The organism is Arthrobacter sp. N199823, assembly GCF_002929705.1.
In the GTDB taxonomy this organism is placed as follows: domain Bacteria; phylum Actinomycetota; class Actinomycetes; order Actinomycetales; family Micrococcaceae; genus Specibacter.
The window spans coordinates 38,224-53,053 of the sequence record NZ_PJIN01000014.1 but is presented as its reverse complement, the minus strand read 5'-3'; the positions used below and the strand labels follow the sequence as shown (position 1 = coordinate 53,053).

Annotated in this window: 14 protein-coding genes and 1 pseudogene; 12 read left to right on the top strand and 3 right to left on the bottom strand. The window is 59.9% G+C overall.

The features are described from left to right. The 9 genes from CXQ93_RS18840 to CXQ93_RS18800 all read left to right on the top strand — a co-directional run. On the top strand, positions 1–411 hold a 411-nt coding region (locus tag CXQ93_RS18840; protein WP_308470642.1), incomplete at its 5' end, for a D-arabinono-1,4-lactone oxidase. After that, a complete protein-coding gene (locus CXQ93_RS18835; protein ID WP_104111953.1) occupies positions 408–1,157 on the top strand; it encodes an SDR family NAD(P)-dependent oxidoreductase in 750 nt (249 codons plus the stop codon). The genes CXQ93_RS18840 and CXQ93_RS18835, both read left to right, overlap by 4 nt. A 1,260-nt stretch (positions 1,158–2,417) precedes the next feature. Then, entirely contained in the window at positions 2,418–2,708 is a 291-nt protein-coding gene (locus CXQ93_RS18830; protein WP_104111952.1) for a hypothetical protein, read from the top strand. A gap of 9 nt (positions 2,709–2,717) precedes the next feature. Beyond that, complete coding sequence (locus tag CXQ93_RS18825; protein ID WP_104111951.1) at positions 2,718–4,250, top strand: type IV secretion system protein; 1,533 nt, start codon at positions 2,718–2,720, stop codon at positions 4,248–4,250. After that, the gene (locus tag CXQ93_RS18820) at positions 4,243–5,709 is read left to right on the top strand and encodes an SCO6880 family protein (RefSeq protein ID WP_146073274.1); all 1,467 of its coding nucleotides are present in this window, start codon (positions 4,243–4,245) and stop codon (positions 5,707–5,709) included. Before CXQ93_RS18825 ends, CXQ93_RS18820 begins: the two co-directional genes overlap by 8 nt. After that, a complete protein-coding gene (locus CXQ93_RS18815; RefSeq protein WP_146073273.1) occupies positions 5,706–7,166 on the top strand; it encodes an ATP-binding protein in 1,461 nt (486 codons plus the stop codon). Before CXQ93_RS18820 ends, CXQ93_RS18815 begins: the two co-directional genes overlap by 4 nt. Further along, positions 7,166–8,986, top strand: a complete 1,821-nt coding sequence (locus tag CXQ93_RS18810) for a type IV secretory system conjugative DNA transfer family protein (RefSeq protein ID WP_104111948.1) — start codon at positions 7,166–7,168, stop codon at positions 8,984–8,986. Before CXQ93_RS18815 ends, CXQ93_RS18810 begins: the two co-directional genes overlap by 1 nt. Next, the gene (locus CXQ93_RS18805; protein ID WP_104111947.1) at positions 8,983–9,546 is read left to right on the top strand and encodes a hypothetical protein; all 564 of its coding nucleotides are present in this window, start codon (positions 8,983–8,985) and stop codon (positions 9,544–9,546) included. The genes CXQ93_RS18810 and CXQ93_RS18805 overlap by 4 nt, the downstream gene beginning before the upstream one ends. A gap of 21 nt (positions 9,547–9,567) precedes the next feature. Then, entirely contained in the window at positions 9,568–10,746 is a 1,179-nt protein-coding gene (locus CXQ93_RS18800; protein WP_104111946.1) for an ArdC-like ssDNA-binding domain-containing protein, read from the top strand. Between the two features lie 51 nt (positions 10,747–10,797). On the opposite strand, the gene CXQ93_RS20760 is transcribed toward CXQ93_RS18800, so the two are convergent. Then, positions 10,798–11,787: a hypothetical protein gene (locus tag CXQ93_RS20760; protein ID WP_181036219.1), complete on the bottom strand. Its 990-nt coding sequence runs from the start codon at positions 11,785–11,787 to the stop codon at positions 10,798–10,800. A gap of 123 nt (positions 11,788–11,910) precedes the next feature. Here CXQ93_RS20760 and CXQ93_RS20755 point away from each other — a divergent pair, with 123 nt between their 5' ends. From CXQ93_RS20755 to CXQ93_RS18780, 3 genes and pseudogenes are all read left to right on the top strand, one after another. After that, positions 11,911–12,204 (top strand): hypothetical protein, encoded by a 294-nt coding sequence (locus tag CXQ93_RS20755; RefSeq protein WP_181036218.1) that lies wholly within the window; start codon positions 11,911–11,913, stop codon positions 12,202–12,204. Positions 12,205–12,293: 89 nt separating this feature from the next. Further along, positions 12,294–12,437: pseudogene (locus tag CXQ93_RS18785) on the top strand (c-type cytochrome biogenesis protein CcsB); the annotation flags it as partial. A gap of 65 nt (positions 12,438–12,502) precedes the next feature. After that, positions 12,503–13,405: a cytochrome c oxidase assembly protein gene (locus tag CXQ93_RS18780; RefSeq protein ID WP_104111943.1), complete on the top strand. Its 903-nt coding sequence runs from the start codon at positions 12,503–12,505 to the stop codon at positions 13,403–13,405. Positions 13,406–13,504: 99 nt separating this feature from the next. On the opposite strand, the gene CXQ93_RS20470 is transcribed toward CXQ93_RS18780, so the two are convergent. Together CXQ93_RS20470 and CXQ93_RS18770 are read right to left on the bottom strand one after the other, a co-directional pair. Then, positions 13,505–14,221 carry a GIY-YIG nuclease family protein gene (locus CXQ93_RS20470; protein WP_146073271.1) on the bottom strand — a complete coding sequence of 239 codons (717 nt, stop codon included), beginning with the start codon at positions 14,219–14,221 and terminating at the stop codon, positions 13,505–13,507. Positions 14,222–14,297: 76 nt separating this feature from the next. Next, positions 14,298–14,825: a hypothetical protein gene (locus tag CXQ93_RS18770; protein ID WP_146073270.1), complete on the bottom strand. Its 528-nt coding sequence runs from the start codon at positions 14,823–14,825 to the stop codon at positions 14,298–14,300. Positions 14,826–14,830 lie beyond the last annotated feature (5 nt).

Sequence of the window (14,830 nt, the reverse complement as noted above, 5' to 3'; positions counted from 1 at the left end):
GGCCTAATCCAATACCAATTCTCAGTACCAGCCAACGGCCGGCATGTTCTCCAGCGAGTTTTGGAAGATCTCCAGAGCGCCGGTCATGCCCCGGCACTTGCCGTTTTAAAGTCCTTCGGGGCAGCCGGGAAAGGCCTGCTGTCCTTCCCGCAACCAGGATGGACACTGGCCCTGGACTTTCCTGCCCGAGCCCCGGGCCTCACCACAGTGCTGTCACACCTAGATGAAGTCATCGCAACCGCAGGAGGACGCGTCTACCTCACCAAGGACAGCCGGCTCTCTGCCAGCATGCTTCCCCGAATGTATCCGGAACTGTTGCGCTGGCAACAGATCCGGAACCACCTGGACCCCACCCAAAAAATGGTCTCCTTGCTCGCCCAACGACTCAACCTTCTCGGAGAATCATCATGAGCGGCCACAACCAACCATTCGAACGCATCATTTTGCTCGGCGGCAGCTCAGAAATAGGACTCGCCATCATTGAACACACCAGCGCACCACACGCAACCATCGCTCTCGTAGGACGCTCCAGTGCCAGACAAACACAAGCAGCGCAACAACTGCGCAACAAGGGCCATACCGTCGCGGAAATCAGTTACAACACCACCATGACACTCTCCGAAACACACGATGTTCTCCTCGAAGCCAAAAACGCCCTCGGAAGCCCCGCAGCCCCTGTCGATGCAATCATCATGGCCATCGGAACCATGGGTGAACCAGACACCCCACAAGCAACACTGACCACTAATCTTGTCGGACCCACACTGCTCATCCTTGGCAGCCAGCAAATATTGACCACCCAAGGCTCCGGGACCCTCATTGTGCTCTCCTCAGCTGCTGCAGTCCGCCCCCGCGAGGAGATCCTGAACTATGCCATAGCAAAACAAGGAATCGACACCCTGGTCCGAACCACCACCGCAACGCTGAAATCCCAAGGAGTCAGGACTCTGCTGGTCAGGCCCGGATTCGTCTCCACATCTATGACCTCGCACCTGCCTCCCCCTCTCCTGGCATCAACACCCTCGGCAACCGGCCATCAGGTAGCCAAGGCTCTGAAGAGTCAAAAAAGCGTCGTCTGGGTGCCCAAAACCATGCGCTGGGCGGTGCTAACACTCAACATTCTGCCCCGGTCCCTCACACCACCCGCACTCAGATGACGCCAAACCGACACCCGAGGCCTCCCGACAGAAAGGACTGCCTCCTGAAATCGTCACCCGTGACGGAGGGAAAGGGGCGCTGCGCTGGGAGTTTCCCTGGTCCAGTCTGGAACCGGACTGACACGCCGCACAAAACGTTCCGCCGACCAGAAGAAGACCGGCGCCAAAAACCTCTTGACGATAATGGCACAACCGGCGCTTTTTGCCTGGGTGTGATGTGAGTAGCAGCCGATGTTCGTCAATACCTGACGGACCCAGATAGTTTGGTCGCCGAACCTGGAACGGAGCGCTGTCATCTTTAGCCAAAACAAACTTTCCGTAGAAAAGGGTCACCGAAATTGAGAAACTCATTGATCTTTGCCTGGACATCGTCGCAGGTCAGAGCGACTCACCGGTGACAGCCAGCTCAGGATCCTACATTTTTGTAGGATCCGGAGCTGACTGTCACTAATCCGGGTTTCGTGTCACCATTCCGGATTTCATGTCACCAACCTTTGGACGGGTTGTGGTTGGCTGGGCTCGTGTTGGCCAGTCGGGCAGACAGTACTGTGATGGGACTCTTGGAACATGCTCCTATGAAGTCATGCTCGGCTGGGCAGCACGTTTGGTGCGGGCCACCAGCCGCCGGACGAACCGGGACGAGGACAGACCCTCCGGGGCGTCAGTAAGCCGGTGAGTCACGCCGGGCTGATGACTTATTATCATCACAGTAAGCCGGTCGGCATACGGGGGGCGTACCCTGCCTTGATCTGCTGGTTAGGAGATTTCGACATTCACTGGGAAGTCGACCGTCTCGTAACACCCGTACGGAGGCTTGACCGGGGACGGGGCGTGAAACGGCACACTGTATCGATGCCGAGGACGCAAGATTCTTCTTCTAATGTGCCCTCTGCAGATCCAAGGGATTGGAGCGCCCTTCTGGCTGCTGAGGGTGCAGCGGAGCTTCCTTACTCGGAGAGCAACCCGCGGTTTGCGGTTCGCTACGCGGCAGGCGATGCCCTAGCCGAAGGAATGAGGTCGAACAAGAACACTGGCTGATGCCAACTGGCGTTGAGTTTTGAATGTCCTCAGGGATCCAAGTTGAAAGCTAGTTGGCGTGTTCGGCCCGCCTTGGCTCTGATAATCCGTGGTAAGCGAAGCCAACGTCACTGCCGATATATGCAAATAGGAATCGCGGTCATGGGGATTTGCCTCCTTGTAACCATGATGCAAGTGAACATAGCGTCCACACCCGTGGACAACCATTGAATGGAGTTCACAATGTTGTATCTGGCAGCGGTGGATCCCGGGATTACCCCGAACACCAACTTCCCATTCCTCGAATCTCTCAAAGAAATCGGCGGCGGAATCCTCGTCGGCGCATTCATCGTGATCGCCATTGTGGCTATCATCGGTGCTGCCATGTTGCTGGCTGGAAAGCTCAGCCAGTCGTCGCGCTTGGCCTCCGGCGGCGGCATGATTTTGCTCTGGACAGGTCCCGTCGCAGCCATTCTGGGCGGTATTAACGGCTACATTCTGTGGTCGCAGAACGCCTTCAACCTAGGGTTCTAGGACCTTGCCATGTTGCCCATGGTTGAGTGCAGTGCTGGTGGCTGGTGGCCGCCCGGCTGTGGCATCGTTTCCCAAGCCAACGATGATTTCGCTGCGTCCGTCACGTCCTATGTTGCCGGAATTTTGGAAAGCATGGCCTCATGGATGTGGTCATTCATCTCCGGAGCATTCGGTGTCTCAGACATAGATACATCGGAATGGGGCATTGTCAGCGGGCTAACCAACTGGTGGGTCGTCGTCATGATGACGCCGTTGGTTGTGGTCATGATCGTGCAGTTGATTGGCGGCTTAGTGAGCCAACAACCACGTCGCATCGGCCGGGCACTGCTTGGTGGAGCGCTGGCAGTCCCGTTGGTTTTCCTCGCGACGAGCCTGATGAGCAAGCTTTCCAGTTTCACTGACTCGGCGTCAACCGCCCTATTGGAAACTCTCGGTAAAGACCCGTACCTCGTATTTATGCGATTGTTTGGGTTCCAGCGGGCATCGGCAGGTTCGGGGCGTGAATGGGACGTAGTGTCGCTCAGCTCTGGAACCGCAGGTGGGCTTGGCGGGGCCGTGGTTGTCACTGCTATCGCTGTACTTGTCGTCTGGATCCTGGCGTTTATCCTCATGTGCTCAATGATCTTCCGGTCGTTTGCGTTGATAGTCTTGGCGGCGGTCGCGCCGGTGGCTATCATGCTTCTGCCCTGGGAGCGGACAAAATCCTGGACCAGGATTTGGTGCGAAACCGTGGTGGCACTGTTGATTGCCAAACCACTCGCGGCCACTGTGCTGGCAGTGGCGGTCAAGCTGTTCGCCAACTCGACCTCGTTTAGCGGTCTGGCTTCTGGTGCTGTTGGCATGGTTCTGGCCTGTGGCGCACCCTTGATGGCCTTGAAGTTGGTCAGTTTTGCTGGCGGTGAAATTGCGGGTGCCGCCCAAATGGCTGGTGGTGGCCACGTCTTCAGCCGAGCAGGCAATTTCACCGGACGTCAATTGGGCCGGCAATTTGGCGGCAAAATGCATTTACCCGGCGTAGGGAGCAAAGGGCCAACCCCCGTTGCGTCCCGCACCCCCTCGATTCCACTGCATCAACAAGCTGCGACACTTGGAGGCCAACCGTGGACGGCGAGCCCGAAGCCTGCGCCGACATCGCCCGGAGCCACCCCCAGTCAGCATCGGCCGTCATCCAAGGCGTGGCCCATGCCGCCTGGTCCGGCTGCAAAAGGTGGAGGTGAAGACCCGGGCAAGGGGCCCGAGACGCCAGGGGATACAGGCCACTCGCACCCTACGCCCACAGGCACGGGCAGAGCGCCAACGACTTCCCGCTACCAAGGGAAAAGCCAGAGTGACACCGGGAACGCGGGAGTTAAGCCTCCGCGAAACCCAACGTCAAACGCGGCCGTGTCACCGGCTGCGGCGCCGGTGAAACGCCCAGCTCCCACCGCCGGCCCGAAGCCACAACCACCAAGTTCGACGCCGGTAAGCAGTCCTCGACCGGTCGATCAAAGCAAGCGGCCACCAAGCAGCACGTATCGAAATGGAGATGAAGGCCATGACTGAAGAAACACGGGTATTGCAACCCGTCCGCTTCCCTCGGCATGAACGGCATGGTTTGTTTATGGGTTTGCAGTGGTATCAGCTGTCGCTGCTCGCGGCAGGAATGTTGATAGCGGCGATTGAATCGGCCCTGGGAGGACCGCTCGTCCTCATTCTCACAGCTCCGATCTGGCTGGGAATGATGTTGTTTGGTGTGCTGCACTATGGGCGCATTCCGTATCCGGTGTGGGCCTACACCGCGTCGGTTTTCTTCCTGCGTGCGGTCATCAAGGAGACCCGATTCCTGGCCAGTACTGAGCAGCCAAGTCGCGTGGGAACCATGGCATTGCCCGGCGGCTTGGGCAGTCTGGAACTCTGTGCCACAGCGGCAGGCGAAGGATTCATCGTTGACAGGCAGGGGCATGAAGCGATCGTGTCTCTGCGGTGCACCACCACATCGTTTGCGCTGATGGACAGCGACGACAAGGCCTATGCTGTTCAATCCTGGTCACGGGTGCAGGCCGCCATGGCCAGTAGACCAGCCGTGGCCCGGATCGCGATTCAGGACTACACGGTCCCTTACCCCTCGAGTGCTTTGCGGGCCTACTATCAGCGTGCGGTTCCGCCTGAACGCATTGCCGATGCGCAGTGGGGCGACAGATCGTATCTGGATTTGATTGATGCAGCGGGCGCTTCCATGAGTCATGAGATCATCTTGACCATTGTGCTGGACACGGCCAGGGCCAGACGGCGGATCAAGGATGCCGGGGGAGCGCTGGGCGGTCTGGAACACGTGCTGCGTTCGGAGGTCGAGGCCTTCACCACTGGGCTGAAGACCCACGGTGTGATTGTGACGGAGTGGCTCTCGGATGCGGCCGTGACAGCAGTTGTCCGTGGTTCCTTCGACCCTGCTGCCGTGGCGAGGTGGGCTGCTGCGACAGGTACTGGGAAGGGAATCGAGCGTGTGTCGCCGGGGCCCATGGCCGCTGAGGAGCATTGGACCTATCTGCGCACTGATTCCGGCTTCCATCAAACGTTTTGGGTCGCGGAATGGCCCCGGCAGCAGGTCTATCCAGGGTTCCTGCAGCCGCTGATCTACGTTGGTGAGTTCCGGCACGCCATCACACAAGTCATCCGGGCGGTTCCCACGGATCAGGCACTGCGGGATATCCGTTCGGCTCAGGAGGCCCATGACACTCGCCGTCGCATCAACGCTCGTCTGGATCGTCCGTTGACCCGGGAACAGCGGGCTGAGGAGGAGGAAGTGGCCCAACGCGAGGATGAAATCGTGGCTGGTCATGGGGATGTTCGCCCGGCCGCCTATGTAACTGTCACAGCGGACACGCTGGATGCGCTGTCGCGCTGCCGGCAGGAACTTGAATCTGCCGCCGCTGGTTCCTTTGTGGAGTTGAGGTTGATGGCTGGGCAGCAGTGGGCGGCGTTTATTGCGGGGGCGTTGCCCTTGGGAAGGGGATTGAAATGAGTAAGCATGTGGCAGCGGTCAGTATTGCTCCTGCAGGTGAGAACCGTGCAGCTCGGCAAGTACGACGTCGGAACGAGCGTTCCGTGACAATGGAACCAAAGCTGTCCTTGCGTGAGCTACGGGAACAGCGAGCAGCCGAGAATGCTGGCCGCGGTGTTATGCCGGATTGGGGAAAGCGGGGCGGGGTTTCCCTGTGGGGGCCGCACCGCGTGCATCCCGCCCCGCATCGGGCTTCGACGATGACCATGGCAGCGGCCTATCCGTTCCTGACGGAATCCGGTCTCGGCTCTGAAGGGACGTACATCGGGACGGACCTGTTTGGTTCGGGAGCGTTTTGCTATGACCCGTGGGTCATGTACGACAAGGGCTTCATCAGTGGTCCCTCCATTGTCGTTATTGGCACCGTCGGCACGGGGAAGTCCATGTGTGGCAAGTCCCTGGTGACGCGTTCCATCACCCTGGGCCGGAAAGCTGCGGTGGCATCTGATCCCAAGGGTGAGTGGGTGCCGGTTGCCAATGCCATCCCGGGTGGCAAAGTCATTTCTGTAGGGCCCGGCCGGCCCACGAGAGTCAATCCTCTCGACGCGGGGCCGCGATCCTCTGCATTGACTGATTCGCAGTGGCTGGCAGTGGTACGGCAACGCCGTCGCCATCTGCTCGTGGCTCTGGTTTCACTCATGCGACCAGGTATCCCGTTGAGTCCGGTGGAACATACGGCCCTGGATATGGCGTTGACGGATGCCGTTGCAGCCAACAGCACCCCGACACTACCCATGGTGCTGGAATACCTGCTCAACCCAACCCCAGCGACAGCCGCACTGGTCGGACCCAACGGTGGGACCGGCGTCGGACATTCGCTGCGGAGAACAGTGTCAGGGGACCTAGAAGGCATGTTTGATGCACCTTCAACCGTAGCCTTCGACGCCGATGCCCCAATTATGGTCATGGACACTTCCGCCTTGATTGGGGCCTCTGAACAGGCGCTGTCCTTGGCGGCTGCGTGCGGTGCGACGTGGTTGGAGGCCGCCGTGACGAATCCTGACGGAGCCAAACGGATCGTGGTCTATGACGAGGGTTGGCGGATGCTCGCGGACCCCTACATGCTCGCCAAGATGAGCGAACAATGGCGCCTGGCCCGCGGCTACGGGATCTCGAACCTGCTCATCATGCACAAAGTGGCCGATCTGAACGAGATTGGCGACAGCACCAGCGGCCTGCGGCAAAAAGCACTTGGCCTGCTCACCGAGGCCGACACCAGGGTCATATATCGGCAAAAGCACGACGCCATGCGGCTGACCAAAGAAGCATTGGGGCTGACCGAAGCCGAGTGCGAGCACGTGGAGAACCTGCCTAAGGGTGTGGGGCTGTGGAAGGTCGGGAATCGGTCGTTCATTGTCGCCAACGAAGTCACCACGGACGAGCTGGCCGTGTTTGGCACCGATGAGAGGATGCTCTGATGCCGCGGCGATTGGATGACGGTAATCCGTTGGTTTCCATTGGGTTGATCGCGACCTCCATATACGTGGTCCTTGGTCTGTTGATCCAAGTAGCCGCGCATCTGGCGTATTCCGCGAGCTGCGGCACCTCGGCACCTTGGGATTTTAGCCCGGCAGCGCTTCCCGGACTCCTGACCGGACACATGGGTTGGATACTGCCGGCTACGGGGTCTTGCAGCATCGGCGCCGGACAGCTGTGGCTGCTCATTGCCCCCGTCATTGTAGTCGTCGTGTTGGCTACGCTGGCGGGTGTTCTGGGACTGCGCACCTGGCGCCAATCAGGTGCATGGCTCCGTCAAGACATTCTTAGCCGCGACGGCGTCGCACGGCGGGCGGAGATCGCCCGTGAGTTTGGTGCCAAGGCAGCCTTGAAGCGTGGGCGGTACACGCATCCCGGAGTGAAAGACCCCAAAGTGGAGGAAGTCTCCTGGACCATCGGCAAATCCCGCGGCGTCACCGTTCACGTATCCACCGAAGAATCCCTCGTCATTCAAGGTGCCCCGCGTTCCGGCAAAGGCCTTTACATCGTCATCAACGCCATCCTCGACGCCCCCGGCGCCGTCGTCACCACCTCGACCCGGGCCGACAACCTCGTTGTCACCATGAGAGCCCGCGCCACCAACGGACGCCCCGTCACAGTCTTCGACCCGCAGGGGATGTCCGGGCTGCCCTCAACACTGCGCTGGTCGCCGGTCCGTGGCTGTCAAGACCCCGACGTCGCCAGCCGACGAGCACTTGTCATCTCAGCAGACAGTGCACTCAAAGGTGAGAACGTCGCCTGGCAAAAGCGCTCGCAGATAGTGCTGCAATGTTTGCTGCACGCAGCGGCGCTGTCCGGGGACGGTGTGTCGGCTTTTCGCCGCTGGGCCTCAAACCCAGTCCTTGCGAGGGAGGCGCTGGCAGTACTTGACAGGCCGGAGGCTGCGCTCGGTTGGCAGGCAGATCTAATGGGCATCATCGACGATGACCCACGCAACACCTCCAACTCATGGATCGGTGTGACGGCCGCAGCCGCCCCGTTGTCCTCGCCGAAAGTACTCGCGGCTCTGGACCCGAAAGGGAGCAGCGAACAATTCGACCCGAAGGCCTTCATTGAACAACGGGGCACCCTGTACTTGATAGGAACCAAGAGTGGAGCGGCCGCAGCAGGGCCCTACCTGTCGGCGCTGATTGACGACATTGACTATGCCGCCCGGGAAATGGCCTTCGTGGTGGCCGGTGGTCGGCTGGACCCACCGCTGTCACTGATCCTGGATGAGATCGCCAATCTCTCGCCCTGGCCAGGCCTGCCGGTGGCGCTCTCTGATGGAGGCGGCATCGGCATCTCCACACTTGTGGTTCTGCAGTCCTTGTCTCAAGCTCGGTCCGGTTGGTCGATGGATGAAGCAGCGACCATTTGGGATGCGGCGATCATCAAGGTCATCTTTGGTGGTGGGTCCGACGAACGCGACCTCCGCGCGCTAGCCGGACTGATCGGGGAACGGACGCTGACGTTCAACACCCGTTCCTGGTCGTCGCAGGGGCGTCAAGACGGCGAGCAAATCCGAGAGTCGCCCGTTATCCCGCTGCACGAGATCCGGAGGCTGCCAGCAGGGACGGCCATCATGCTGGGCCGCCGAAGCAGGCCCATACTGCTGGACTTGCGCGAATGGCACAAACGCAAGGACGCGGCAGAACTCGGTCGCTCCAAGGAACAAACCGAACTCGAATTGCTGACCGGGCACCTCAAACGACAAAGCGACCAGCAAGCGGTCACGGCCGCAGAACAACAGGAGGCATGACCATGGACGAGGACGAATCCTTCGAATACGACGTTGAAAACGGTGCGGAAGATAACTTCGCCGCGCTGCTTTTCGGCTCAACGCGCGGACTGCGCTCCGAAAGAGTTCCCATCACCTACCGGTGGCGGGACATGGACCCCCGCACAGCCGATGCCGTTTGGGAACACCTTGGGCGGTGGGTGCGCTGGCTCGTGGAAAGCTACCACCTGACCACCTCCGTGATTCCCGACTGCTGGTGGCGACATTCAGACATCGTCGCCGAGTTGTATGCGCTTCAGCGAGCAGAGCAGGCTTCCTACACCGAGGACGACGGCGGATTTGGCCCCTTGGGATTCCACGAACGCCTCGAGCACAGTATCAGCCGGCTGCGGGAGCAAACCCGCACCGCAGGGTGCGTGAGCCTGCAACATCACAGGGAACCTCCGGTCCGCCAACTGCCCAACGATGGACCGGGCATGCAGGCAAGCAAGCTGGGCCAGCCAAACACGGGACCGGCTACAGCATCGACGGGAGACCCCGCCGCAAAACGAGACCCGGAACCAGGCACCTCGGACTCCTGACCCAGCGCAAGGAGCGCCATCATGAAATCATCAACCGAACCAGTAAAACCGCATCTGGTCACCACAACTGGAAATGGAATGGCACCGCCAGCATCTCATCCTGGCCCCGAGCAACGCGTTGAAGGGCTTACTGAGGGGCTCTACGCGCTGCTCGCGGACGCCGTTGACCACCCGAATCAGTGGCACCGACTCCTCGACGCTTCTGCGACCATGTGGCGGTACTCCGGCGGCAACGTCGCCCTGCTCATGATGCAAATGGCTCAACGTGGACCCGTACAGCCGGCTCTCGTTGCCGGATACAAGGAGTGGGAGCGTCACGGCCGCTACGTCCTCAAAGGCGAACGCGCACTGTACGTCATCGCGCCGAGAACAGCACGAATCACCGACGCAGAAGAAACCGTGCACGGCCCTGAAACTGTCAAGCGAGCACTGACCGAGCCAGGCGACGGGATGAATCGGTCCCGCATTGTTGGATGGCGTGGGCAAGCAGTCTTTGACGTCTCGCAAACTGAAGGGCAACCGCTGCTCGTCCCAACCCCGAGCCAGCAGGAAACGACACTCGATGTTGATGCCTACACCCTGCTATGGGAATCTCTCACAGCAGTAGCCAGAAAAGCCCGCTACAACATTGTTGTTTCGGAGGCGCAGGCCGGACTAGCCGATGGCTATACCGACCACGCTCGTCGACTGATCAGCGTTGGGTCTTGGCTGGAAGCCGATGACCGCATCGCAACGCTGGCCCACGAACTCGCCCACGCCTCACTTCACGTCCCCGGAGACGCCATCGGCGCGCTCTATGGCAGCAGCGCCGAACACCGTGGTCTGGCTGAGATCGAGGCGGAGTCCGTCGCTTATGTTGTTCTACGTGCCCATGGCATCGATCGTGGACCCCAATCCGCTGCCTACTTGGCAGGTTGGGCCGATGCAGTGCTGGAAACCGAAGCTGATTCAATCGTGCGCTGCACTCGTGATCGGAAGCCCATGTCTAGGGTCGACATCGCCAAGTCCGTGCTCGGCAGGGTGACGTCGGTGGTCAAAACCGTATTGGAGACGACCAACCCGCCGGGGTTTGGCGGGAGGCTGGCAATCGTAGGCCCATCGCCAAGTAGAGATTCTGTGGCGATTACACCCGATGTGCAGAGCCATTGGAAACTACAACAGGCGAGTTCCGCCGCTAAAGGAGCTTCGCCTACTCTGTAGCTTCGAAGGTAGTTCGATTTTTTGGGCAGGTAGTCCTGCCTCAGGTGTCGATCATAGGTCGTCAGGTTCGGGAACGTAATCCTCGTCAAGGAATGTAACCTCCGAATCGAGTCCGGCAATGCTGACCTCAGTCTCGTCGGATAGCTCGAGGCCGCACACATTGCACTCAAAAATAAGTACAAGCAGAACGCTCCAGACTGTGGGTGGACCGTCAAGTTCATACTCAATGTCGACGGCCCTGTCGACATCTCCCGTTGCCCACCCCCGAAAGCCGCAGGCTGGGCATTTGACGCGTTCATTGTGGGCTATAGAACTTCGCCAATATCCCTCCATCGAGGTGAGAATGGCGTCGGCGGATGATGCTGGCAGGCCAGCTCGGAGTTTGCTGAGGCGAACATGCGACGCAGCAATTTTTGCTTGCACAACCTGAATCCAGGAGTTGACTTCCGACTCAGCGATTGTCGAAGCTACGCACGCCAGCTCCTTGCCCCACCAGTTCTCGGGGGTCTCGTTATAGTGCGTCCGGGTGTGCTCCGCAAAACGGACCATTGGACGAATCGCTGACCGGAGGGCTTCCTGATGGACGATACCCATGTGCGCAGCCGCGTTGCGAACATTAAACAGGGAGCGGTCAGTTTTGGCCCATAGAGGGGGAAACAGTTTTATTTCCCGGAGTAAATCAATAGCTCTTCCTGCTTCGAGCGATCGCACTGACAACGCGTCAGGAGGGGCGACGCCACTAATTTTGGTCCCGGAGTATTTTAGGATCGTTAGTGCGTCGGGATCTCGAGGCATAAGCAGGGCTGTATCTACGGATGCGAGCAAGGATTTGGCCAACAGTTCAACAGCCGATCCGAGGCTATACGCGGCATCGAGTTGGTCGAACTCATCCTGCGATGTGTAAAGAAGCAGCGCCTTCTTGGCATGATGCCGGCCCACCTGATGGAGATGGGCAGCTAGGTCCTTATGAGTCCTGTGGTACTCACCGAATGGCCAATCAGCAAAAGGGGATTCGGCGACATATCCGCGTGTTGGTTGCATCAGGCAAGACTACAGATTGGTGCTAGTCAGGTGGTGCTCACGGATTTCATGACCTGGCCACATACAATCGGAGGAAGCCCAGCGGGGCTTCCTCCTTCGTGTCCGCACCACCCTGGGGAAATTGTGACCACTACGTTTGATCAGCTACTCGACTCCTATCGCGATCTTTCGGATTTCGAACGAATGAAGGGCAGCTATCTTGAGCAGCTCGTTGAGCAGTACCTGGAGAACGACGGCGTTTACGCACCCCAGTACACGGATGTGTGGCTGTGGAAGGACTGGCCGAACCGGCCGGAGAATTTCACCAACAAGGACAATGGAATAGACCTGGTTGCGGCGCGTACCGACGGTGGTCTGAGGGCCATTCAGATGAAGTTTTTACGCTCCAGGTTACAAGATTCAGAAGCACGACATTGACTCGTTCCTATCGGCCTCCGCCACCCCCGAAGAGAAAACGGCACGCCCGAAAAACGCGAACTAATTTCTACGTGAGCCCTAGGCCGCCTTATATCCTCGCCCGGGCCGCACGGGGCGGGCGCGGCAACCGCTCGGCCTGGCTGTGCATCATCGGATTCGCCGCCGTAGTGTTCAACTTCACCGTCGTCAACGTGTACTTCCCCGGCCTGCACTCCTACTCCAGACGCACCTGACCCCGTCCCCGGCACCGGGGCGGCCGAATAACGATGTATCATCGATTCGATGAAGGGAACCTGCCATGCCACCGATTGACCAGTGGGTCGCGTTCGAACCCCTCGCGGGATCGCCAATCGCCGTCGCCGCCCTGCTGCTCGCGGCGCTATACCTGAGGGGGGCGATCTGGATGTGGCGGCATCGCCGTCGCTGGGCAATCGCCCGCACGGCATCGTTCTTGACCGGATGCGTCCTGATCTTTGCCGTCACGACGTTCGGCGTGAACCGCCTGGCCGAGGAGTTCGTCTCGGGCCTGGCGTTCCAACAGATCACCCTGTTGACCGTCGTCCCGCCGCTTCTCATCGCCGGCTCGCCGGGGCGTCTTCTCCTGCGCAGTACACCGCACACCGGCCTCGGACGAATCGTGCTCCGCGCCGCGCACGCGGGACTCCGATCACGATTCTGGCGCGCCGCACTACACCCCGGGGTCGCCATCGTCGTCGCGATCCTGCTGTACCCGGCTCTCTATCTCACAGACGTCATCAGCATCGTCATGCGCATCCCCTTCGGCCACGACGCCCTGTTGTTCATCTTCCTCGTCCTTGGCGTCATCTCGGCGATACCGCTATGGTCGTCCGACCCCTTGCCACGTGTCACATCCTTCGCTGTGCGGTTCGTCGACATCGTCGTCGAGCTCCAAATCCATGCCGTCTTCGGCCTGATCCTGCTCCGAATCGGGACACCGCTTTTCAGCGCATATGCCAACCCCACCGGCGACCATGATCCGATCCTCGATCAGGCGATCGCCGGGACCCTAGTATGGACCTACGCAGAACTGCCGCTATTCGTGGTACTCATCGTCTGCCTTTCCCGCTGGAGCACCCGGGAGATGCGCACCTCGAAGCAACGACAACGCGTCGAGGATGCAGAGCTCGACACATACAACGAATACCTCGCAAGTATGGCCCAGGGGCGCCTTGAGAGGTAGTGGGATCCTCGTGTGTCGCGGCCAGCGCATCAGTCCCCGCTTGCCCTTCTACTCGGAGGACCCGGCGCTCCCGACGTTAGCGTGAACCGATGAAAGTCATCAGCCACATCGAATGAGGGTGCAACAACCGTTGCCGCGACAAGCGCTGAAGGGTCCTGCAGCCAACGCCCGCTGCGCGGAAAATGTACGACGACGACGATGCCGCCCTTTGGGATTTCCTCGCCGACCGTCTGGCGGAGCTCCAGCCGCCGCCTCCGCCTCCGTCTCGGGGGCGGCCGTAACGGCAGCCGACCGGGTTTCAGTGCTCTCCACGGCACTCCTATATATGGCTTCCTCAATGCGCCATGTACAACCCGGCAAAACCAGAAGAGCGCCCGCGCGGCGTGCGCCTTCCACATATCGGGGTGCGTCGGTTGGTTCGGCGCCGTCGGATACGAGCCATTCTGCTTGGGCTTGCTCTTCCATGACGACGTCCAGCAGGCTGTCCCCGCCGGGGCGGCCTGCGAGATCGAGATTGCGAACTCGATGGCCGCGCACTTCGATGGCGGCGAGAATTTCCCGCTCTCGAAAGTTGAGGTCTTCTGCCACGAAGGCGCGAAAGGCTATGTGAGTGATGTCGTCCCAGCGGCGTCGATGGGCGCTGAATCGGTTGACCACATCGAAGCTTTGGCCGACGTATCGCTCCCCATTGGCGAAAGACAAGATATAGATGCCGGTGCGGCTGTTCTCTGGCTCAAATCGAAATGCCAGGGAATGCACACCTGAGACCGGCCAATTCTGGAATCGTAGTGCTCCCACATCCGTCGTGCTGTCCATGTTGAACCCCAACTAAGCTGGTCGGTGCGATGTCCCACCATGCTATAGCTGCAGGCAAACTCGGACTCCTGCATGATCACATCCTGGTGTGAGCGGGGGCCGTAGCCAGACAGGCATGTGAACGGACATAGTAGGTTTGTGGCCATGGAGCCCCAACCTGAATCTGCGTCGGGTCAGGGCGGATGAGCAGCACAGTCTGCGGCCAGATTGAGAAACTGCATGGCTCTATCCAAGCTGGCTGGATGTAGCCGAACTTCTCCCACCTGATTGTGGCCCAGACTCCGGTCGGCTGAAGCTCCTGGAAGTCGAGAACCGTGACTTCAGTGGTGGTTTCGTGCTCTCCCTTGAGGCGAGTCAAGTACTCCCATTGCCTATTGGCGAATAGCTGCCACAGCTTCCTTTTCTGAATCCGCAGGGACCAACGCCAAGTGACCAGTCCAGCAGCGACGGCTACTACGGCAAACGCGATCCAAACACTCAAGGCCGGTGGCCATGCGAGAGCGATGATGGCGACGACATACAGCAGAGCCGCGCCAGTCAATGTAGTCATGACCACGAGCGGTGCGCTGTTGAGCGTCGGCTTAACCATCGGATTGTCCTCCATCGGAA